16 protein-coding genes and 2 pseudogenes are annotated in these 22,496 nt (G+C 44.9%); 15 read left to right on the top strand and 3 right to left on the bottom strand.

What is annotated here, in order from left to right; all coding sequences use genetic code 11:
* Window positions 1–119: 119 nt before the first annotated feature.
* The 6 genes and pseudogenes from ACF8CV_RS16935 to ACF8CV_RS16910 all read left to right on the top strand — a co-directional run.
* A pseudogene (locus tag ACF8CV_RS16935) lies at window positions 120–831 on the top strand (type I restriction-modification system subunit M N-terminal domain-containing protein); the annotation flags it as partial.
* Between the two features lie 238 nt (window positions 832–1,069).
* Window positions 1,070–2,038 carry a YafY family protein gene (locus ACF8CV_RS16930; RefSeq protein ID WP_023584732.1) on the top strand — a complete coding sequence of 323 codons (969 nt, stop codon included), beginning with the start codon at window positions 1,070–1,072 and terminating at the stop codon, window positions 2,036–2,038.
* Between the two features lie 40 nt (window positions 2,039–2,078).
* Window positions 2,079–3,248, top strand: a complete 1,170-nt coding sequence (locus ACF8CV_RS16925; RefSeq protein WP_023584733.1) for a hypothetical protein — start codon at window positions 2,079–2,081, stop codon at window positions 3,246–3,248.
* 16 nt (window positions 3,249–3,264) lie between these two features.
* Window positions 3,265–3,669 (top strand): TerB family tellurite resistance protein, encoded by a 405-nt coding sequence (locus ACF8CV_RS16920; RefSeq protein ID WP_023584734.1) that lies wholly within the window; start codon window positions 3,265–3,267, stop codon window positions 3,667–3,669.
* Window positions 3,670–3,672: 3 nt separating this feature from the next.
* Window positions 3,673–4,596: a hypothetical protein gene (locus tag ACF8CV_RS16915; RefSeq protein WP_023584735.1), complete on the top strand. Its 924-nt coding sequence runs from the start codon at window positions 3,673–3,675 to the stop codon at window positions 4,594–4,596.
* 7 nt (window positions 4,597–4,603) lie between these two features.
* Window positions 4,604–6,466, top strand: a complete 1,863-nt coding sequence (locus ACF8CV_RS16910; protein ID WP_232425011.1) for a DNA repair protein — start codon at window positions 4,604–4,606, stop codon at window positions 6,464–6,466.
* 30 nt (window positions 6,467–6,496) lie between these two features.
* Here the strand turns inward: ACF8CV_RS16910 and ACF8CV_RS16905 are convergent, their stop codons facing one another.
* The 3 genes and pseudogenes from ACF8CV_RS16905 to ACF8CV_RS16895 form a co-directional block, all read right to left on the bottom strand.
* On the bottom strand, window positions 6,497–7,276 hold the full coding sequence (locus tag ACF8CV_RS16905) for an ion transporter (protein WP_023584737.1): 780 nt from the start codon (window positions 7,274–7,276) through the stop codon (window positions 6,497–6,499).
* 240 nt (window positions 7,277–7,516) lie between these two features.
* A pseudogene (locus ACF8CV_RS16900) lies at window positions 7,517–7,716 on the bottom strand (transposase); the annotation flags it as partial.
* A gap of 504 nt (window positions 7,717–8,220) precedes the next feature.
* On the bottom strand, window positions 8,221–9,141 hold the full coding sequence (locus tag ACF8CV_RS16895; protein WP_023584738.1) for an IS5 family transposase: 921 nt from the start codon (window positions 9,139–9,141) through the stop codon (window positions 8,221–8,223).
* A gap of 528 nt (window positions 9,142–9,669) precedes the next feature.
* Here ACF8CV_RS16895 and ACF8CV_RS16890 point away from each other — a divergent pair.
* The 9 genes from ACF8CV_RS16890 (at window position 9,670) to ACF8CV_RS16850 (ending at window position 22,496) form a co-directional block, all read left to right on the top strand.
* Window positions 9,670–10,941 (top strand): carbohydrate porin, encoded by a 1,272-nt coding sequence (locus ACF8CV_RS16890; RefSeq protein ID WP_023584740.1) that lies wholly within the window; start codon window positions 9,670–9,672, stop codon window positions 10,939–10,941.
* A 142-nt stretch (window positions 10,942–11,083) separates the two neighbouring features.
* Window positions 11,084–13,153, top strand: coding sequence for a methyl-accepting chemotaxis protein (locus tag ACF8CV_RS16885; protein ID WP_023584741.1), 2,070 nt, complete (start codon window positions 11,084–11,086; stop codon window positions 13,151–13,153).
* Between the two features lie 183 nt (window positions 13,154–13,336).
* Entirely contained in the window at window positions 13,337–14,344 is a 1,008-nt protein-coding gene (locus ACF8CV_RS16880; RefSeq protein ID WP_023584742.1) for a LacI family DNA-binding transcriptional regulator, read from the top strand.
* 18 nt (window positions 14,345–14,362) lie between these two features.
* Window positions 14,363–15,607 (top strand): ABC transporter substrate-binding protein, encoded by a 1,245-nt coding sequence (locus ACF8CV_RS16875; protein WP_023584743.1) that lies wholly within the window; start codon window positions 14,363–14,365, stop codon window positions 15,605–15,607.
* Between the two features lie 86 nt (window positions 15,608–15,693).
* Window positions 15,694–16,659, top strand: a complete 966-nt coding sequence (locus ACF8CV_RS16870) for a carbohydrate ABC transporter permease (protein ID WP_373924884.1) — start codon at window positions 15,694–15,696, stop codon at window positions 16,657–16,659.
* Between the two features lies 1 nt (window position 16,660).
* Window positions 16,661–17,557 carry a carbohydrate ABC transporter permease gene (locus tag ACF8CV_RS16865; protein WP_023584745.1) on the top strand — a complete coding sequence of 299 codons (897 nt, stop codon included), beginning with the start codon at window positions 16,661–16,663 and terminating at the stop codon, window positions 17,555–17,557.
* Between the two features lie 16 nt (window positions 17,558–17,573).
* The gene (locus ACF8CV_RS16860; RefSeq protein WP_024103838.1) at window positions 17,574–18,923 is read left to right on the top strand and encodes a GH1 family beta-glucosidase; all 1,350 of its coding nucleotides are present in this window, start codon (window positions 17,574–17,576) and stop codon (window positions 18,921–18,923) included.
* Entirely contained in the window at window positions 18,923–20,014 is a 1,092-nt protein-coding gene (locus ACF8CV_RS16855; RefSeq protein WP_023584747.1) for an ABC transporter ATP-binding protein, read from the top strand. The genes ACF8CV_RS16860 and ACF8CV_RS16855 overlap by 1 nt, the downstream gene beginning before the upstream one ends.
* Window positions 20,015–20,084: 70 nt before the next feature.
* Window positions 20,085–22,496, top strand: a complete 2,412-nt coding sequence (locus tag ACF8CV_RS16850; RefSeq protein ID WP_023584748.1) for a GH36-type glycosyl hydrolase domain-containing protein — start codon at window positions 20,085–20,087, stop codon at window positions 22,494–22,496.

The raw sequence follows: 22,496 nt of genomic DNA, 5'->3' as shown, positions 1-22,496 counted from the left end.
TAGCGAGCAGAAACGCATGTTTTATTCGCTACTAGTGCCAAAAGTCAATAAAATCCTGTCCACTTATCCCTATTATTATTGTTTGAACTTCAAGCAACTATCGCTTTGGGACGAAAATTATGGACTACTCAGTACATAACAAACTCATTTCATTTATTTGGTCAATTACCGACGACTGTCTTCGTAATATTTATGTTCGTGTTTAATACTGCGGCGTTATCTTACCTATGGTGGTGCTGCGCCGTCTGGATACGCTTTTAGAGCCATCAAAAGAAGCGGTATTGGAAGAGGTTCGATTCCAAAAAGAAGAGATGAATGAACTGAGCTTGATGATGCCCCATTGTGCGCTGCATCAGGTAATGTGTTCTACAACACTTCCAAGTGGACTCTGCAAACGCTATTCAGTACGGCGACTAACAACCAACAGATTTTGCTGGCTAACTTCGAAGATTACATCAACGGTTTAAGCGACAACGTAAAAGAGATTGTTGAGTGTTTAACCTGAAAGCTCAAATCCGTCACATGGCGGGTAAAGACGTCCTGCTAAATGTGTTTGAGAAGTTCGTTTCGCCATACATCAACTTAACGCCAACAGTGAAAGAAGATCCTGAGGGCAACAAACTACCTGCACTTGGCAATCTTAGTAAGGGCTATATATTTGAGGAATTGATCCTTGAGTTCAATGAAGAGAACAATGAAGAGGCGAGTGAGCACTTTACCCTACGTGAAGTTATTGAGCTAATGACACACCTTGTTTTCGATCCAATCTAAGATAACTTGCCACTTTCAATCACAGTGTATGACCCTGCATGTGGTAGTGGCGGTATGCTTTATCGGAGTCATTAATGTTCAATTGGCCATGTATTCTGAAATTGGATGCTGATGATGAACTCTTTTTGGTATCCGACATATTCTGACGCAGCTAGCGGTAAAATTTTCATAAACGATATGAGCATGATTTATATCAAAAATATCTGATATAAATCTGGCTTAAATCAGCAATGTATAGCGACTTTGTGATAGTTTTCGCTACTTGACGCACGAGATGCAGTATACAAATGAGCACAAAATGAAAAAAAAGTCATCTCTGAATGAATCTCTGAATCTGGCGCTTGAGATCCTCAAGCGCATTCCAAAGTCCAGATACATCACGGTTAAAGAGCTGCAGAGCCAGTTGGCTGAGGTGGGCATTGAGCGCGATATCCGCACCTTACAGAGGATCATGGAAACCTTATCAGAGCAGTTTAACCTTGACCGCAACGACAAAAGCAAACCTTACGGCTATAAGCTGACCCAAGTCAACGCGGTACTCAGTCTGCCGACCCTGTCGGCCCAGGAGTCTCTGCTGTTTCATCTGGCGCGGGAATACCTGGCGGGCCTTTTGCCGAGCCGGATGTTTGCTGCCATGGACGGGTTCTTTCATGAGGCGGACTACCAGCTTAATCCGACCTCACCTAACCAAAAAGAGCGCAGCTGGCTGAAGAAGGTCAGAGTCGTGAGTGAAACCCAGCCTCTGCTCGCCCCGCATCTGGACGAGGAAGTGCTCAGGACCATCAGCCAGGGTCTGTACGAAGACCGGTGGCTGAGTCTGGAATACACCAACAGCAAAGACGAACCGAAAAAAGCGACCGTCATGCCACTTGGCATCGCGCAGCAGGGCAAGCGACTTTACCTGGTCTGTCGTTTTGAAGGTTACACGAATGAGCGAACTTTAGCCATCCACCGGGTGACCAGCGTGCACTTGTCCACCTTCACCTTTGACCGGCCGGAGGATTTTGACCTGGCAAAATACGATGCGGACGGAAGGTTTGGTTTTGGCGAAGGTCAACAGTGCCGACTACAGTTCTGCATCACCAAGTCTGATGGTTACTTTCTGCGCGAAACACCACTGTCACCGGACCAGCAAGTCGTTGAGCGTGATGATTCGCTGCATATCAGCGCGAGTGTGATTGATTCGCTCTACCTGAAAAAGTGGCTCAACAGCTTCGGCGACAATATTTGGGATATCGAGATCCAGCCGATGGCATCGGTCTCCTGATACTTAATAACAAACTAACAACCTGTTTAAGGGAACAACAATGGAAATTACGTTAGAGCTACTATTTTGGACATTGGTTGGCTGTGCTGGCTTGATCGTGCTACTGCAAGCTATCTCCATCAACAAAAAGCATCAGATGCAGCAATGGGCACTCGATGAAGCTAAGCGGGTCAATGCCCGGTTTGATCAGCACAGTACGCAAATGGACAGGCAGGCTGGTGAGCTCGGCCAACAACTCAGCGATAAAACGGACCAGTTGCTCAGAGTGATGAAAATCGTTGCGGGCGACATCATCCAGCACGTTACTGCTGAAGTTAACCAGCAGGGCGCACAAGTGGTCGCGCGCCTGTCTGCGGCGGAGAAAGAAGTGGTGAGCGAGCTGACTCAGCTCTCTTCACAGCTTGCCGCGACCGAGGCTGAGCTAAAAGGTGCAGCGCTGGCGCTGGAGCAAAAGTTGCTGGAGCAGCACACCAGCACCGGGGCCAGCTTGTCTGCGATGCAAAGCAAACAAGAGAGAACCGATGGCCTGATCGCGCAGCAGGCTGCAGAGCAGCAACGGCAGATCGAGGCTCTGCATGCATTGAGCCAGGAGCAGCATCAGGAAAGCCGTCACCTGCACTCTGAGTTGGCACGCACCCAGGCGGAAAGTGCTAGGTCACTGGCGAAAAAACAGAGCGAAGAGTTAATCCACGTGCAGAAGCTGGTGGGCCAGTCCCACAGCAGCCTGAAAGCCTTGCTGCAAACGCTTCAGCAGTTGGACGAGAAGCGCGATTTTGCGGCCAAGCAGGCCGGTATTGCCCAGCTTGAACATTTAACCACCCAGATCCAGCAGTTACGCGCCGATAACCTGGTGAGCCTGACCAATGAACTGGCCAGGCATCAGGAGCTGACGATTGACACGGACGATTTCGTCAAGCGGCTAGGCGACTGCAAAGTGACCCATATCGAGGACAAGCACTCCGGCCAGGTGACGCAGATTTACTATGAAAACGGCAAAAAGCGCAGCAGTGATACCTTTGCCGGTACCCAGCTCAAATACCAGATGACGTTTAATGAGGACGGAAAACCGGCACGGGGCTGTGAATTCGACCAGGCCGGAAACCTGGTGTTCGAATACCTGTATGACGATGCCGGCGAAATCAGCAAGCGTATCGAGACGGTCTATGACCCGAAAGGCAACGAAAAACAAAAACTAGAAACAGCGTATTAATTATTGGGGACAACACATGTACTTATCTGAACTGAATATTGGCGAGAAGAAGAACTTCCTGGAACTGGCGAAATACGCCATGGGGTTGAACGGTGAGCAGAAGACCGAAGAGCAGACGATTTTTCAGTCGTTTGTGCAGGAATGTGGTCTGACGGAGCATACCCTGACCAAGCAGGACAACATTGAGTCCGTGATCAAAGTGCTGGCAAAATCAAAAGGGAAAAGCAAACGCATCATACTGGTTGAACTGTTCGGGATCCTGTTGGCCGACGGTGAGGTGTGCATCGAGGAAGAGGCGTTTATGGACAAGCTCAGCGATGCGCTGGCGATCGACAGCTTTGAAGTGAAGAAAATGCAGCGTTGGGTGAACGCCATGAACGATATGGTGGCGGAAGGCTATGCCATGATTGATAAGGAATAATGTATGGGCTTTGTTAGCAGATTAGGAAGTTGGTGTTCAAGCGCATATAGTGCGGCAAAAAATTTCACATCGAAAGCTACAGGTGCTGTAAAGCAGACGTGCTCTAAGGTATGGAGCGCCTTTACGGGTAAGCACTATGCCGATGAAGCGGAATCAATCATTGCCGAAACGGAAAAACGGTTTACCGATGCCAAGCAGATTTACGAGCAAGAGGTCAGACAGATATCCGCCAGTATCGAGACTAAGATCAGCCGGATCAACCGCCAGAAGCAGGACATTTACGCGATTCACTTCGAGCGTTTTATCAAGGTATCAAAGCGGATGCACAACGTTACGGTAAAGGGTCAGCCTTTTGAAGAGCTGTTCGATGACCGCATCCTGGAGATCAAACCGCAACGTGGTGTCAGGGCGAAATCAGAGATCATGTTGATTGATTTTAATCAGATGGGCCTGTTGGATACACTGGGTATGGTGCTGACCTTGGGCTTCTTTTCGCGTAAGAAAGCCAAAGAGTCGCTCGAGCGTGCCAAGCAGGAGCGCGCGCGCGTGACTGAAGAGATCACCAAGCTGGAGGCACAGCAGAAGCAACTTAAGGTGATCGAAGAGTCAATCGATAACGTGGTGGTGTATTTCGATGAACTGGTGGCCAACTACAGCAAGTTATTGGACCGGTTCGAATACGGAATCCAGACCCAGCGCATGCATCAGATGGCCGAAAACAGCGATGTGTTTGCCCACAAACTCGATTTTAAGCGTTTGCCGATTGTTCACCTGGAAGAGTTTCGTGCCCTGTTTAACTTGTCGATTGTCCTGAAACAGATGGCAAACCTGGGTTACTTGTCAGAATCGGGTGAGTTCATTGCCGCCGACAGCGAGAAAGCCAAAGCGGTGTACGAGATGTCTCAGTCACACTCTTTGTGCGCATGAGGAGGTAATGATGGCAAGCAAGCAAGATTTTGAGATCAAGTCATTGTCCAGTACCGAGCTAGTTGAGCGGCTTGAGGGCTGCTCGCCACTGCAGGCCAGCAAAGTGCTGCTGGATGTCGAACTGCACGATCAGCGAGACAGCCTGGAAGTGTTACAGACCATTGAGGAGCAAATGGCCGACAGTCAAGCGGGCATCGGCGAGTCACTGGTTAAGCCGATCCTGCTGAACGTGTGTGACGGGCTGGTCAGCCACCCGAAACTCAAGTTGTCAAAAAAGGGGCTTACAGCCTCCCGGTTGGTGAATGAGTTACAGAGTTTCAGTTATGATGCGTCGGCGAGTATGGTGGCCGATCATCGGCTCGATAAACAACGTCTGGACGAGCATACGCGAAAGCAGCGAGACGATAAGGGGCCATACAAAGGTAAGCGCAAGATAGTCGAAGATACCGATAAGCTCGATGACTACCTAGACAGTCGTATCAAAAACAACCGGCGCATCGAAAGTGAGCTTGAAGTCAATGAGCAGGGGCAGAAACGCTATTTATACCGGAGAAGCGATGCGATCAACCAGGCGAAAAAAGAGCAGGGGGTCAACTATTCCAAAAGTGAGATTAACGTTGATCACCAGGTTCCGCTGAAACATGCTTTTGAGGAGTATGGCCAGAGTAAAGCAATTTCGCTCGATGATCTGAAAACGGCGCTCAACCAGGACGCGAACTTTAAGAATATCTCCGGAAAGCTCAACACTTCAAAAGGAGAGAAATCCTGGAGTGAATACCAGCAGTGGGTCGAGAACAAGCGAGGCCGGCTTGAACGTAAGCAAAGAGCGGGGACCCTATCCAAGTCGGAACAGCAGGAGTTAAACGACCTGCCGACGCAAAAAACGCTGGATAATGCCCTGGAGGCCGAAAAAACAGCAAAGGAGGCGATCGAAAGTGATCTGAACAAAGTGGTGGCTAACAAGCTAAAAACAGATCGTAACATGGGCAAAAAACTGGCGAAGGAAGCCTACGGCCAGGCGAAAGATGAGTTGGAAGAAAAGGGTATTGGTGAGCTCATCATCCTCATCATTAAACCCATTTTCTTTGAGCTGCGAGACACTTTCCAATATGGCGTACTCCATGGACTAGAGACCGATTCCAAGCTAGATGCGATAGGAATACGGTTCAAGAGAGCGTATCGTTACATCATGGCGAACCTGAAACATGTCGGGTTTGATGTTATCAAGGACGCACTGAAAAACTTCGTCAAGTACCTGATCAATGCCGTTATTAATCTGTTTGTTGGAATGTTAAAACGGGCGCTGAAGATCATTTCTGAAGGATTTAATGCCATAATCCAGGCGATCAAGATCCTGTTCAGTGACAGCACTCCGGCGCAGAAAGCCGATGCGATTACCAAGTTGCTTGCTACGACCGTGGTCACCTATGTGAGTTTCACCTTTGAACAGGTGATATCACCCTATGTCGACATGATCCCTGTGGTGGGTGAGCATCTCAAAGAGGCTACCGGCATCATGGTGTCCGGGATTGGTTCAACCCTGGTGGTTTGGCTGCTTGATCAGGCCGATATTTTTTCAACCAAGGCCGAGCTGCGTACCAAGCGGGTTAAAGAAGTTTTTGAGATGAGAATTCAGCAAATCAAAGACAACACGGATGCGTTTGAACAGGCGTCGATAGCCAAACTAGCCCGGGATAAACTGCAGTTTCGCTCGCTGACTGAACATCTATCAAGAGCCATTGATGATGACAGTAACGTGAACTCTGACGTTGAAGCGATAGCCGATTTCATGAAAGTCGATCTTAAAATCAGATCCAGCGATGATTTTATGGCCCTGCTGGAAAACAATAATACGCTGGAAATCGCATAACCCACTACGCCTCTGAATCAGAGGCGTTTTTTATTCAATCTTGTGCTTTATCTCGGTAAGTAGCTGTTTAATTTCACGATTTTCTCGCCTTAGCTCAAGCACCTCCCGCTTGAGGTCATCATTGTTGTCACTGACCAGTTCATCAACGAACACTGCATTCGCTAGAGAAACCGCAATAAAGCCGCCGCTGACCAGGACGATGATGGTAAAGGCATTGACGCTGGCGTGCAGCAGGGGATGGCTGGTTTTATCGATAGAGTCCGGCAATGCACCCCAGTTCTCAATGGTAAATATCTCAAAGACAGTGTTGAGTGATGTCAATGGAGTACTAAAATAGTCGGGAACGCTGGTGGAAAACAGGATAAATCCAATCAGTGAAAAGAAGCACAACAGGCAGAAAAGCAGGATCAACACCGCTTTGGAGCTTTTGATCGCCCGAGCTAATCCGCTCAGAACTTGTGAGCCGTTCGGGATGATCTTGAACACGCGGATAACCGAGATTAACCTGAACACGCGTAAATAGATAACACTATCGATATCGGCGATAGGCATGGCGACCAGGCTGGCAACCAGTAAAAAGAAGTCAAACTGACAGGACGGGGACTGAAAATATCTCCTCCACGACAGCACGTGTACTTTCAAGAAAAATTCCAGCGAAAAATAGATCAAAACACAAATATCTATGTACTGAAATACGTGGTTTTCGTACAGGTGCTGCGTAAAAAATATTAGCAGTGAACTGATCACGACATACGATGAGAGTCGATCTAAGCTTTTTAAAGATATCGATCCTTTTGATAATACAAACATAAAGTTGATTCCTGACTTAAGGCAGTTATTTTATCATGAATTAGCTCCAGCTAAATAGCTGTTCCTAAATGTAATCCACTGGTGTGTAGAAACAAAAAGGAACTCGGTAACGTTTGAGCAATCTGAACTGTCGCCAAACATACAAACTCGCAACCGTTACCGAGTACGCATGATTCTAACATTGCCTGACAGCGCCGAGCGACGTCTTATGGTCAAAAAGATGCATAAGGGTGAAGATCATACAGACAGCCAATAGTTCCTCCTGGAGATTCAGATAGGGAGAGATCAAGCAGTTCCTTCTTTCCGTCGACTTTAAGTTCTAGGATGGCGTGAATAGTTTTGCTTATGTAGCGTCCATCTTCCTTGATTTTATAGTGGATAGCGTCAAGCTAAACAAAGGGATAGAGCGTGTTGAGCGGTCGCTGTTGCCACTCTTTAAGCGAACTTCGTAACAGTGACTCGGTTCCGCTTCCATAGAAGTTAATTCATATTTTACTAAATTAAAAAGATAACTCGAATTGCCCTTATTTCGTGCTGGCAACTAGGAAGGAATCCTTCGTAGTTGCTTAAATCACCTTCGGCCTTTGTTGAGTAGACGACATCTGTTACCAAGTGTCGTCCCTCTAAGATGTATGGACTCCCTCTCTTCAGGGAGCTAGGGTTGAAGTTGATCAAAACCTAACCAAGAGTCCATACAATCCAGAAATATAACGTTATAGCTATTGATTTGGCGAAAAGTGTCTTTCAGGCTTGTAAATTAAGCCCACAGGGAAAAGTTATATACAATCGAGAAATAAACAGAACGAAGCTCAAGGAACTTCTAATTAAAGAGAAGCTTTCATTAGTGGCAATGGAATCGTGTCCTAGTGCTCATTATTGGGCGAAATATGGGCTTTGTTGCGGAATTCAACTTGAGAGCGAACACTAGCTAAATCGTTTGTATTTTAAACGATATACTGGATTTCGGGCATACCTATCCCTGTTAGCTTGTTGAGTGCTTTGATCATGGCGTATGTTTCACCAACTTGTGCGTTGTAATTTCGAAGTGTGAGTGAAGCTCCTAGTAGCTGTTTTACGCGATACATAGCGGTCTCCGACAATGTACGCCTGTGGTAACCATACTTTCGTTTCCACTTTTTGTTCGAACCATAGAGCTTTTGGCAACCAACCGCCAGATTACGTGGATGCCCCTTTTCCCAGAAGGCGGCTCCTTCACGTGGAGGGATTAGAGGTATCGCTTTCTTAACCCTAATCGCCCTGTGGCACTCCCTTGTATCGTATGCGCCATCTCCCGAAATTTCCTTGATGGATCGGTGTGTTTGTTTGAGTAAATTTGGGCGTACATCCGCATCTGTCACGCCTGAAAGTGTCAGTTCAGCTGCAATAATTTCATGAGTGTCAGTATCAACAGCAAGATGGAGTTTACGCCAGACTCGACGCTTACCATCGGTTCCATGCTTTTTCACTTTCCATTCGCCCTCACCGTATACCTTGAGCCCAGTTGCATCAATAGCCAGGTGTTGGATAGCGCCTCGTGATGAGGCTTTGAAATTAACCTCTACATCCTTAGCTCGGCGACTGATGCAAGTATAGTGGGGACAAACCAATGGGACGTTCGCCAATCTAAAAACAGAGTCGATAAAGCCTTGTAGCGCCCTTAATGGTAAGGAAAAAATGCGCTTTACCATGAGAGCAGTCGTGATAGCGAGATCACTAAACAATCTTGGTCTACCACGTTTATCCTGTTTAGATTGTTTCCACTCAGTTATGGCCTCTTCGTCAATCCAAAACGTGAGTGAACCTCTGTTGATCAAGGAGTTATTGTACTTGCACCAGTTAGTGGTTTTGTAGCGAGGCTTCGGCATGAAATTAAAGTAAGTGAATGAATTGTCCCTGATCTGATCGTAAGATTCTGATTTAGTTCATTCGATTTCTGCAACAAAGCCGCTGCAACTTCCACTTTCTCTGATAGCTTCAGAGCTTCTGCCTTAAATTCAGAGGGTTTAGTTTTGTTGGTTGTTATTGTTCACCTTGTTAGTGATTGTGCTCACTTAACTCGGTGTCCAAAACAGTTAGAGCGGATCATTATTGCTGAAAAATTTCATAATATTGAAAGTGCTCATAAAGTAATGCATTTAAGGTTAATAATAGAGGTTTCATTTCGTGACAAAATTCTCCATTTCTCATGAAAAGAAAGCGATTTCATTATTTTAATTGTTGTTGTTGTGTATTTAAGCTTTTGATTTTTATTTTATTTTTTTCTCCTTCTGTTTGTTGGTTTGTTTCATGGTGATTTCTTCTGTTCTCGGATGTGAAGTCGACATGTGTTTTCAAGTCTTTCATTGTTTAGCCTATATCAAACTTAAACAAACATAGAATAATAGGGAAATAAGATGAAAAACTTCAAATTCTTACCAATAACTTTAGCAGTGGCCGCTTCACTTTCTTCTGTATCTACATTTGCTGATGAATCTACTATTTCTGATTTAGAAAAACGTATCCAAGAGTTGGAATCTAAGGTTGTTGAAATTGACTATGTCAATGATCAACAACAAGCCGTATTGACTCCGGATACAAAAGTTCCAGAAGGCGTGATCTTCTCTGGTTATGCTCGTTATGGCGCGCATTATTCAGATGGTGACAGCCGTTATGTTAATGTGGGTAGTACAGGTCGCTCAGTAGGTCGTCTGGGTAACGAAGCTAACGGTGGTGAATTCCAGTTAGGTAAAATTTTCCAAGCAGATAATGGTGTCAAATGGGACATCGTTGTCATGTTTGATGAATGGGCTCATCGTGATTGGGGTTCTGACGGTGGTGTTAGCCTGAAAAAAGCTTACGCTGGGGTGACCAACGTATTTGAAAGCCAACCTGAGCTTTACATGTGGGCCGGTCGAGATTTCCACGGTCGTGTACAACAAGGTTTGAACGATTACTTCTTGTTCACACACGACGGTCAGGGGGCAGGCTTCAATAACCTGAATCTAGGTGGCGCTAAGTTAGATATGGGGTTTGTGGGTAAAGTCGACTCTAACGGTGGTAGCTTGAACAATGACAATGGCGTCTACGCAATCACTTCTAAACTTCACAGTATTGATGCAGGTATTGGTAATCTTGAGCTTTACTTCAACTACGGTTTTGCTTCTGACGAAGCTGGCGATGATAAGAAAGACGAAAACTCATGGCAAGCAGGTGCTGTACTAGGATTAGGCAGTTCGAACAAGCTCCTTGTGAAGTATGCTGATGGTGCTGACGATTCTGCGTTTGATTTGGCAGGCGATAAGCAAGTGCTATATACCAGTTTAGAAGGTAACTATGGCGTATCGAGTCAATTTATCATTGATTACATTGTCTCGTACAAAAATATCGCTGGTAACGATACTGATGAGAAAAATGAATACTCTGCTATCGTGCGTCCGCAATACCAATGGACAGACGTTCACTCAACTTGGTTTGAAGCGGGTTATGCAATGGAAGACTGGGACAACGATAAAGAAGTGACCGGTTGGAAAGCGACACTTTCTCAAAACTTATCTCTAGGTGGTCTACCTTGGAGCCGCCCAATGCTTCGCTTCTACACTACAGTAGGTGATGTTGAAACAACGGATGGTTCAACGACAAATGTGGATACTCTTGCTTTCGGCGCGATGTTCGAAGCTTGGTGGTAAACCAGTCAATCTTAATTGTCCATTCATGTCTTAGCCCCAAAGGCAGCTTATTGGGGCTGATATACTAGCAAACTTGACTCCATTTTTGGGCACTATCATAGGTGCCCTTTTTTTGTCCTTTTGATTAAGACAGGAGTTGTCTATGGGTTGGTGGATTATGCCCTTTCAAACGTTAATTTCTCGTCTCTACTTTGGTTGTGTGTGTTTAATTGTGATCATGCTGAGTTCAGCATGGCTTTCTGTCAGTGGTAATCAGGATGTTACCGCAAAGATGGAATCTATTACTCAAGATGCAACTCCGTTGATGCTAAGCTCAGCTCAGCTAACCATCGATTTTCTCAATATAAACCGTAACCTTACGCCTTATTTGTCTACTCAATATTTGGATGAGCTTCCCCCATTTGTTGCGTCAATTGAAAAGAGTATAGAGATCTATAATGCCCAACTTAATTGGTTTGTTTCTCAGACCAATCAGCGGCCAGAACTAAAAGATTTTGTTGAGCCAATTGCTGCTCAAAGTGAGAAGACCTTGAGCCTGTTGAGGGATGTTGTTGCTGTTCATGCTCGTTATCTCGATCAGCTCGACCAGAGCTATTTTTTACAATCTAAATTTCAATCGGTAAACGCTCAACTTCGTAATGCATTGCAGCGAGCACTTAGTCAAGCCGAAACCGATGATGCTTTAAAAGCGTTAGACGGCTTATCCAGCCAAATTAGCCTTTTGCAAAATGAGGCTAGCGAGGTGTTCAAGTTACAAGATATGACGGAGGTTCGTGCGGTTGAGCGTCGGCTAGAAAATCGCCAACGTTACTTAGAAGAAAGTGAGCAGTTACTAATCAAGAAGTATTCTTCACTCTATTCTTCAATTGAAAAGCCGATGTCTGCACTTAAACAGTTGGCATTCGATTCAACAGGTGCAATAAAAATGCATGTTGCCGTGGTAGAGCAAGCACAAGCCCGTAGTGCTCTTCGGTTAGATTTAGAGGAAAATATCGATACACAGTTAGCAAACATTGACAGCCTATCACATAGTGCAAATCACATTGCTAACCAACTTTTTGAGCAAGCAACACAAGCATCTAACGAAACCCGCACGCTGCTTATTAGTATCTCTTTGGGCTCGATTTTGGTCACTGTGTGTTTGGTTCTGAGTTTTACGAATATGGTTCGTAGGGCGACTAAACTACTGCTTAATGCCTTGAATAAAATTGCCGCGAAAGATTTAACTTCAGAGGTAGAGTACTCAGCAAGTAATGAGTTTGGGCAAGTGGCAGAAAAGGTCAATTTGGTTGTGCGCCATCTTTCACTCATTATTGAACGAATTCGTCAATCAAGTGCGGAACTCAATAGTGCATCATTGACCAATCAAAATATCAGTAAGGAACTAAATAGCGCCATCTTCGAGCAAACCTCACAAACGGTGTCTGTAGCGTCTGCAATGGAGGAAATTGAGTGCTCGGTTAGCGAAATTGCCAAGTCTACCGAAGATACACTCAGTTTAGTGACGCAAGCCGTTGAACATTCTGATGAAGCTCAGAATGATATGACTGAAAATGTTGCCATGTTAGAGCGTCTTTCTGAAGAGCTTCATCAAGTAACAGAGACAAATCTGGCGTTGGAAAAAGAGAGTAAAAGTATTGCGTCTATATTAGATACCATCGCGGGCATTTCAGAGCAAACGAACTTGCTTGCACTAAATGCAGCAATAGAAGCTGCAAGGGCGGGAGATCATGGACGCGGTTTTTCTGTCGTCGCTGATGAAGTTCGAGTCCTCGCTGCCCAAACCACGAATAGTGCTCAGGAAATTAAAAATAAAATTGAACGTTTGCAGCGACAAACGGATCTCGCAGCATCACAGATTTCCGATTGCCTCTCAGGTATGAACCAAAGCATGCAACAAGCCAAGCGTGTCGATGGGCGCTTCGTGAAATTACATGTTCTTCTCAACCAAGTCTCTCATCGCAGTCAGCAAATATCGTCAGCAACGAGTGCACATCAAGCTGTTGCTCGTGACGTAGTTGAAAACATCACTCAAATTCACACGCTGTCAGAGCAAAACTCACAGCGCTCAACACAAGTTGCTGAGCATGGTGAAAAGCTTGAGCGTTTAGCGGAAATTCAATTTGAGCTGACGGAAAGTTTCATTTTACAGCAGGAAGAGACGGATAAACAGCAAAAGAGTGACAATGACGTCATCATCGAAGCGGTTTGAAGAGTGAATATTAATTCATGAAACAGTTTCATGGGAGTGGGAAAAACTGTAATAACTCTCAATGTTTCTTAATACTGAGTTTAACGTAAAAGTTTAGTGTGACAATAATCACTAAAACCACTCCATGATTACTCAATAATTAGTTTGTAAGCGTTTTCAAGTGTCTTGGGAGTAGAGGTAACGGTGGCAACAATTAAACACGTCTCTGAGCATGCGGGGGTATCTCAGGCCACAGTATCTAGAGTAATAAATGGTACTAGTCGGGTGAGTCACGACAAGAAGTTAAAGGTTGAAAAAGCGATAAAAGAGTTGGGTTATCGGCCGAACTCTATCGCCCAAGCTTTGGCATCTAGTCGCACTGGCAGCGTGGGGATTGTCGTACCGGAACTTGGTGGTCCTTTCTATTCAGGTATTCTCCATTGCCTGGAAGAGCATTTGCGTCGTTTTGGCTACTATGCTGTTGTAACTGCAGGCTCAAACAATGCAAAGGAGCAACGTGAAGCGGTTGAATTTTTATTAGGACGTAAGGTCGATGCCTTGATTCTCCATGTTCAGAATCTGAGTGATGATTACTTGATCAGTCTAGAAGAGCAAGGAATCCCTGTCGTTTTATTGAATCGCTTTATCCCTGAGATGAGTCGGAGCTGTATTGATATTGATAACGAGTTTGGGGGGAAACTTGCTACACAATATCTCTTAAAAATGGGGCATACTGAAATTGCCTGTATTACAGGTCCTTTAGATAAGTCTGATGCTCGAGGACGCTTGCAAGGCTATCGAAAAGCCTTGGAGGAGGTGGGGTTAGAGTATAACGAGGTATTGGTTTCTGAAGCGGGTTTCACTGAAGAAACTGGTGTTAGTGCGACAAAAAAATTGCTGAAGAGAGATTGTCGATTCAGTGCCATTTTTGCGTCAAATGATCATATGGCATTTGGAGCCTTTGAGGTATTGAGAGAAGAAGGCTACTCGATTCCTGATGATGTTTCACTTGTCGGTTTCGACGACAACATCTTTGCTCGTTATCTCACCCCCTCTTTAACTACCATTAACTTTCCTATCGAACAGATGAGCATTGAGGCTGTACAGCTCACTTTGCAAAAGCTGACAAAGAATAAACAAGATGTGAATTTCAAACTTAGCCCTGCGTTAGTCATTCGAAATTCTGTCAAGGATATAACGAGTACCCTATAACTACACTAAGGATACAGCATGAAATTTAAGACCTTAGCACTTTCAAGTGCAATCACATTAGGACTTGCTGCAACAGCTTCAGCAGCGAACAGCGAGATCCGTTTTGATGGTTTTCCAGATTTTGATAGCAGCTTGAAAGTGTTGCTGCCAGAGTTTGAGAAAGAAACAGGCATCAAGGTTGATTACCTGATGAACAACCACGGAGATCACCACACTAAGTTAACCACCAACCTTGCAACAGGCTCTGGTGCTGGTGATGTGATCGTTGTGGATGTAGAGAAAATCGGTCCGTTTGTTGCGTCTGGTGGCTTAGTTAACTTGTCAGAAAAATATAGTGCCGATAAATATGCTGAACGCTTTGCGCCATACGCTTGGGCTCAAGGTAAAGGCGCGGATGGCGATGTGTATGGTATGCCAGTCGACCTTGGTCCAGGTGTAATGTACTACCGTACAGACATCTTTAAAGACGCTGGAATCGACTTGAATGAAGCGATCAAAGATTGGGATTCATACATAGCGGCAGGTGAAAAGCTAAAAGCTAAAAACATTCAGTTGATTGCTTCAGCATCTGACGTAGCGCAAGCGATTATTTTTACTACTGTACCGGAAGGCGAAGGTCTGTATTTCGACAACGATGGGAACCCAGTGGTCACTTCTGAGCGCTTTGTTCATGCGTTTGAAGTTGCGAAGGAAATTCGTGACAAAGGACTAGATGGAAAAATTCTAGCTTGGTCAAACGAGTGGTATGAAGGCTTCCGCAACGGTACTTTTGCAACTCAGTTATCAGGTGCTTGGCTTCTTGGTCACTTGAACAACTGGATTGCTCCCGGAACCGCAGGTAAGTGGGGTGTATCTAACCTCCCCGATGGTATCTACGGTAGCTGGGGCGGGTCTTTCCTTTCTATCCCGACTCAATCTACTAAGCAAGACGAAGCGTGGCAACTAATTGAATACATGACAACTCGTCGTGATGTTCAGCTTAAACACTTCGAAACTATTGCTGCTTTCCCTGCAAACGTAACTACTTACGATGATGCTATGTTCTCAGAAGAAATGCCTTTCCTAGGTGGTCAAAAGGCTCGCTTGTTGTTTGCTGAAGTGGCGAAAAATATCAAGCCAGTTGAACCTGCTAAAGGTGATCACGTGGCACGTTCCATCGTTTTAGAAAATGCTCTGATGGAAGTGCTGGATGAAGGTAAAGATATTAAGACAGCGCTTGAAGAAGCTGAGCGTTTGATTAAACGTCGTACGCGTAATATGTAAGCCAGAGTTGTATTAATTTTGGGAGGCGTAAATTACGCCTCCCTAGGTAAGGGGTTGTTACTATGAACCAATCTACAGGTAACTCAATGAAAACATCGGGCGGTGAAAGTTTTTTTTCTCGCCTGAATTTGAAAGCGCTTACACCGTATTCGTTTTTGTTGCCGTTTTTAGTTATTTTTTCTGTATTTGGGATTTTTCCATTACTTTTTTCTGTTTTCTTATCGTTTCATTCATGGAACCCTGTGGAAGGGTTAGCGGCGATGAAATATGTTGGGGTTGAAAACTATCAAATCGCCCTGACTGACCCTTGGCTATGGCGTTCTCTGCAAAATACGTTTTGGTTAGCGATCACATCAGGCCTAGCTCAGCATTTAATTGCTATTCCCGTCGCATACATTCTTGTATCAATGGGGGATAAAATCCGTCATTGGTTAACATCCGCGTATTTTCTTCCGTACATCACTTCTACGGTTGCTGCATCGCTGATCTTCTTCAACATGTATTCACCAAACTCCGGCATCATCAACCAAACTTTGATCGCGCTGGCAGACAGTTCACTGTTTGGTTGGGCATTTGCGTGGGTGAATGATTTTCAACCAATTCGCTGGTTGGATGATGCAACGTTGATTAAGCCATCTATTGCTATCATGGTGTTCTGGAAGTACACAGGTTTCAACATTGTTCTGTATACCACAGGCTTAATGACTATCCCTAAAGACATTCTTGAAGCTGCCCGTATGGACGGAGCTAACGCTCTGCGTCGTTTTTGGAACATTTCACTGCCAATGATTCGCCCATTTGTATTCTTCGCAGTTACGATGACCATCATTGGTAACTTGCAATTATTTGAAGAACCGTTCGTGTTGACCCGTGGCGGGGGTGGTACAGGTCAAGCTGGCCTTACGATCTCAATGTATTTGTACAAAGTGGGTTGGGAATGGTTAGAAATGGGAACAGCTTCTGCTATCTCTTGGTTGCTGTTTGCCCTGATTGCAGCTTGTACCATGGTTCAATTTTTCTTCTTCGGTAAAAAAGGTTTAGGGGAGCAATAACATGACGACTCAAATTGCCACATCAAACTCGTCGTTATGGGCTTCTATTAAGCCTAGCGATAGAGTGATTGATAGTTTTATTAAGATAACGATGCTTGTTCTGGGTGTAATCCTGATTGTGTCAGCCATAGTGACAGTTTTCCCATTCATTTGGTCTGCTCTACTTTCGACACGTGACCGAGGGGAGATTTTCGGTACAGGAATCAGCTTTGCTATTGGTGACAGCCTGGCTATCAACTACGCCAAATTGCAAGAGATCATGCCTTTTTGGCAGGCAATGTTTAACTCGATCTACGTCGCGTTCTTGGGAACAACTATTTCGTTGCTGTTCTGTAGTATGGGCGGATATGCGTTTGCGGTATTTAAGTTCCGTGGCAAAAATATCTTATTTGGCATGCTGGTTGGTTCGATGATGATTCCGCCAGTATTAAGCCTGATTCCGTACTTCATGATCGTTAAGTTCTTAGGCTTGCTGGATAATCATATTTCGGTATGGCTACCCTTTACGACTACGCCATTTGGTATTTTCCTGATGCGCCAGCACGTCGTGGCTTCAATTCCTAAAGAGCTACTAGAGGCTGCCAAACTGGATGGCGCAGGTGAGTTTAGAACTTACTGGAGTGTAGTACTGCCATTAATGAAACCAGCCCTCGCTACGTTGGCCATTGTTCAGTTTGTTTTCTTCTGGAACATGTTTATGCAGCCTTTAGTTGTGCTTAACTCACCGGAAAATTATGTCATTACTCAGGCGTTGCGAAGTGTACAAGGTATTCCGAATACTCCTTGGGGAGCCGTAATGCTAGGAACCACGATTTCCATTTTACCATTAGTTATTACTTATCTGTTTGCTTCGAAACAGATGATTAGTGGTTTAACTTCTGGTGCAGTAAAAGGTTAAAAGAAAAGTTATGTCTATAAATAAATACCAGTTACCGAAGGATTCACAACTACTTACTTCAGAATTTGTTTTCGGTGTTGCAACATCATCTTATCAGATTGAAGGTGGTGTTAATGAAGGAGGTCGCACACCTTCCATCTGGGATACTTTTTGTAAGATGCCAGGCAAAGTAGATAAAGGCGACAACGGAGATGTTGCTTGTGACCACTACCATCTGTGGAAGCAAGATATCGAAATGATTGCAGATCTAGGTGTGGATGCGTATCGCCTATCTATTGCTTGGCCGAGAATTCAACCACAAGAAGGCGGCGTGAACCCTGAAGGGTTAAAATTCTACGAGCAGATCATTGATGAGTGTCATGCTCGTGGCATGAAAGTTTACGTTACGCTTTACCACTGGGATTTACCACAATATCTCGAAGACCGCGGTGGATGGCTAAACCGTGAAACTGCATATAAATTTGCTGAATATGCTGAAGTTGTCAGTGCCTATTTTGGTAACAAAATCGATGTCTATACCACACTGAATGAACCATTTGTTGCTGCTTTCTTAGGCTATCGTTGGGGCGAACATGCTCCGGGTATCAAAGGTGAAAAAGAAGGTTACTTAGCGGCCCATCACTTAATGTTAGGCCATGGTTTGGCAATGCCTGTATTACGCAAAAATGCGCCTGAGTCTTTACATGGTATAGTGTTCAATGCGACACCGAGCTATCCGCTAACTGATAAAGATCAAGCAGCGGCTGATTACTGTGAAGCAGAAAATTTCCATTGGTTTATCGATCCTGTACTTAAAGGCGAATACCCACAAGTCGTGGTCGAAAAACAACAAGCGAATATGCCAATGATCCTCGAAGGTGACCTGGCGATTATGTCTGCCCCTGTGGATTACATTGGTATTAACTATTACAGCCGCAGTGTGGCTCGTTTCAACGAAAATGATGAGGTTGAAACCATTAAACCTGAAGACGCGGAATACACCCATATTGGTTGGGAAATTTATCCACAAGGGTTAACCGATCTTCTAGTAAGGCTTGATCAGCGTTACGACAATGTACCGCCTTTATACGTTACGGAAAATGGTGCGGCTGGTAACGATTCAATTATTGATGGTGTCGTTAATGATGAACAACGTGTTCGTTACTTCCAAAGTCACCTAGAAGCGGTTGATAACGCTATTAGAGCAGGCGTTCAGGTTGACGGTTATTTTGCTTGGAGTTTGATGGATAACTTTGAGTGGGCATTTGGCTACGAACAGCGATTTGGGATTGTACATGTTGATTATGACACCCAGAAAAGAACATTGAAGCAAAGCGCTATCGCTTACCGCAACATGCTTCTAGAACGCGCCGAGGAGACTAAGTAATGGCTAAAGTTGAATTTAAAAATATTAAGAAATCATTTGGTGACGTAGATGTTGTGAAGCATTTTGATTTCACTGTAAATGACGGTGAGTTTGTCGTATTTCTTGGACCTTCTGGCTGCGGTAAATCGACTACGTTACGCATGTTAGCTGGGTTAGAAGACATTACTTCTGGCGAAATCTATGTTGATGAAAAACTAGTGAACAAGATTGATGCTAAAGATCGTGATTTAGCTATGGTGTTTCAAAGTTACGCTCTTTATCCGCATATGTCGGTGTATGAAAACATTGCTTTTGCACTCAAGTTAAAAGGCATGAATAAAGCAGACATTGATGTGGAAGTTCGCAAAGCAGCCAAGATGCTTGAGCTAGAGCCACTACTTGATCGTAAACCGAAGGAACTTTCCGGTGGTCAACGTCAGCGCGTAGCAATGGGGCGTGCGATGGTGCGTACTCCCAAAGTATTCCTATTTGACGAACCGCTTTCTAACCTTGATGCCAAGCTCCGTGGTGTGATGCGTGAAGAAATCAAACAGTTACACGGCGAGCTTAAGACAACCACTATCTACGTAACGCACGACCAAATCGAAGCCATGACACTCGCGGACCGTATTGTGATTCTAAAAAACGGTTATGTCGCTCAGGTTGGTACGCCAACAGAAGTGTTTAAACGTCCAGCCAATAAGTTTGTTGCTCAGTTTATCGGTAACCCATCAATGAATATGTTAGATGCGAAATTGGTGAATGAACAAGACGAATCCTTTATTGCTCTAGGAGATGTGAATATCCCATTACCTGAACGCTTTAAAGCCCATGCATCAAAGAACTTAGCGTTGCATTTTGGTATTCGTCCTACCGATATTCATTTGCGTGCCGAGCAAGTAGAGCATGACCGTGTATTGCCAGTTCGCGCTAAAATCAAAGATAAAGAACTGCTTGGAGCAAGCATTTTATTGAGAACTGAGATTGGTGGTCAGTTGTTAACGGTCGAGACGCAAGCTGCAGAAGTCGATATCCAAGAGATCACGCTCTACATTGATTTAGACTCTGTTCACTTGTTTGACGCATTAAGTGAAAAATCACTGGCTCACTAATTTCCATACCCAATCTCTAAGAACAAATTAATAATTGGTCCCCAGTCTACTGGGGACTAAGGATAGTGTTATGAAATTCGGATATTTTGACGATAATAATAAAGAATACATCACCACCACGCCTTGCACGCCAATAAAATGGTGTAACTATGTTGGTACACTGGAGTTCGGTGGTTTAGTTGACAGTAACGGTGGCGTTGTGTTGTGTAAAGGTGACCCAGCACTCAACCGTATCACGAAGTACATTGCCCAGTTGCCTAATTCTGATTTTAAAGGATCGACGGTTTACCTAAAAGTGACCAACCGCGAAGGTAACGTTAAGGTATTTTCACCTTTTTATACTCCTACGCTAAAACCGTTAGAAAAGTTTGAAAACCATACGGGACTTTCTTACACCACAATTATTGCTGAAGGGTACGGCGTCCGTTGTGAAGCCACTTTGTTTGTGCCTAAAGATGCGCCAGTATTACTTGAAGATATCAAAATCACAAACATCAGCGATGAAGCGCTACACGTTGATGTTGTTCCTGTCTTTGAGTTCACTCACTTTGATGCGTTAAAACAATTAGTTAATGCAGACTGGGTACCACAAACCATGACGCTTAAGGCGCATCAACAAGCATCAGGCCACACCGTTTTAGAGCAATACGCTTTTATGAAGCGTGACTATGCAGTAAATCTAATGACGGCGGATCGCCCTGCGACCTCTTTTGATGGTGACCGTCAGAAGTTCCTTGGCAACTTGGGTTATGGCAGTTGGGCCGCTCCTGAAAAACTGTTCACCGATGAACTAGGAAACAGTGAATGTTTGCGTGGAGACAATATTGGTGCGTTGAATCTACGTTTAGGCTGGATTGAACCTAAGCAAATGGAGCGTACAGTTGTACAGTTAACGCAAATGCCAAGTCTCGAGCAGGCTGAGCCTATGCTTGAGAAGTACCGAGACCATCAAGAAGTGGACAAAGCGTTGGATGCGCTTGCTAATCACTGGGATAACTACCTTGCGGCAGTACAAGTAGAAACACCCGATCCAGCCATGAACTCCATGCTAAACATTCATAACCCACGCCAATGTCACACGACGAAAAACTGGTCGCGTTACTTGTCGTTGTACCAACTTGGTTACGGAGCACGAGGTATTGGTTTCCGCGACTCTTCGCAAGATACACTTGGCGTCATTACACATATGCCAGAAGAAGCACGCGAGTTTATCGAACGCTTACTTTCGGTGCAAAACATCGATGGTTCAGCGATGCATCAGTTCTTCCCTTCAACGATGGAAGCAAATGCCGGTGATTCGCGTGAAGAAGAAGACCGTCCCGATTATTACGGCGATGATCATCTTTGGATTGTATACGCGGTTACGCAATACGTTAAAGAAACCGGTCATGCTGAGTTCCTAAATAAGGTTATTCCGTTTTATCAGAAAGATGCACAAGGCCAACCTGTCGAGTCGGCGAGCGTGTGGGAACACCTAGGCCGTTCTATTGAGTTCACTCGAGGCAACACAGGCCAACACGGATTGCCATTACTTGGCTTCGCGGACTGGAATGACACGGTGAATTTGCCAACGGGTGCAGAATCTCTCATGGTTGCTAGCATGTACGGCAAAGCGTTGCTTGACATGCTTGATCTGTGTCGCTTGCGCGGTGAAAATGACCTGGCAGAGCGTTATCAAGCTCAATACGAGCAAATGAAAGCAGTGGTGAACGGATGCGGTTGGGACGGTAACTGGTTTATTCGTTACTTTGATGAGCAAGGATACCCTGTTGGCTCACACATCAACGAGCAAGGCCAAATCTATACCAACGGTCAAAGCTGGCCTGTGATTGCAGGGTTTGCAGAGGAAGAGCGTGCGACGCAGGCACTAGACTCTGTCTACACTAAACTGAATACGGCAAATGGCATTAAGTTATCTACCCCAGGCTACAATGGCTTTAATCCGAATCTAGGTGGGGTCTCTACCTACCCACCAGGCGCGAAAGAAAACGGCGGTATTTTCTTACACTCTAATCCTTGGGTGATGATCGCGGAAGCGAAGATGGGTAATGGTGACCGTGCTTACGAGTACTACCGCCAGATCAATCCAGCATCGAAGAATGACGCTATTGATATCTTTGAATCTGAACCGTACTGCTATCCACAAAATATTCTTGGTGACGAGCATCCTCAATTTGGCCTTGGCCGAAATGCCTGGTTATCGGGAACATCTTCATGGACATATGTTGCTGGTATACAATGGATTTTAGGCGTACGCCCTGATGTTGATGGTTTGATTGTTGATCCTTGTATTCCATCGGAATGGGAAGAGTTTCGCGTTAAACGTCAATTCCGTGGTGCTATGTACAATATTCATGTAACGAACCCTAATAAGGTGAGTAAAGGTGTGGCGGAATTACGTGTGAATGGAGAAATCTTAGCAGGGAACAAAGTTCCAGTACTGCCTGAAGGCGAACATCAAGTAGAGGTTCGATTAGGTTAA

The sequence above is a fragment of the Vibrio sp. zbq_1 genome, from assembly GCF_043102935.1.
Lineage (GTDB): Bacteria > Pseudomonadota > Gammaproteobacteria > Enterobacterales > Vibrionaceae > Vibrio > Vibrio parahaemolyticus.
The sequence above is the reverse complement of the archived record's forward strand: the minus strand, read 5'-3'. Positions and strand labels throughout refer to the sequence as shown.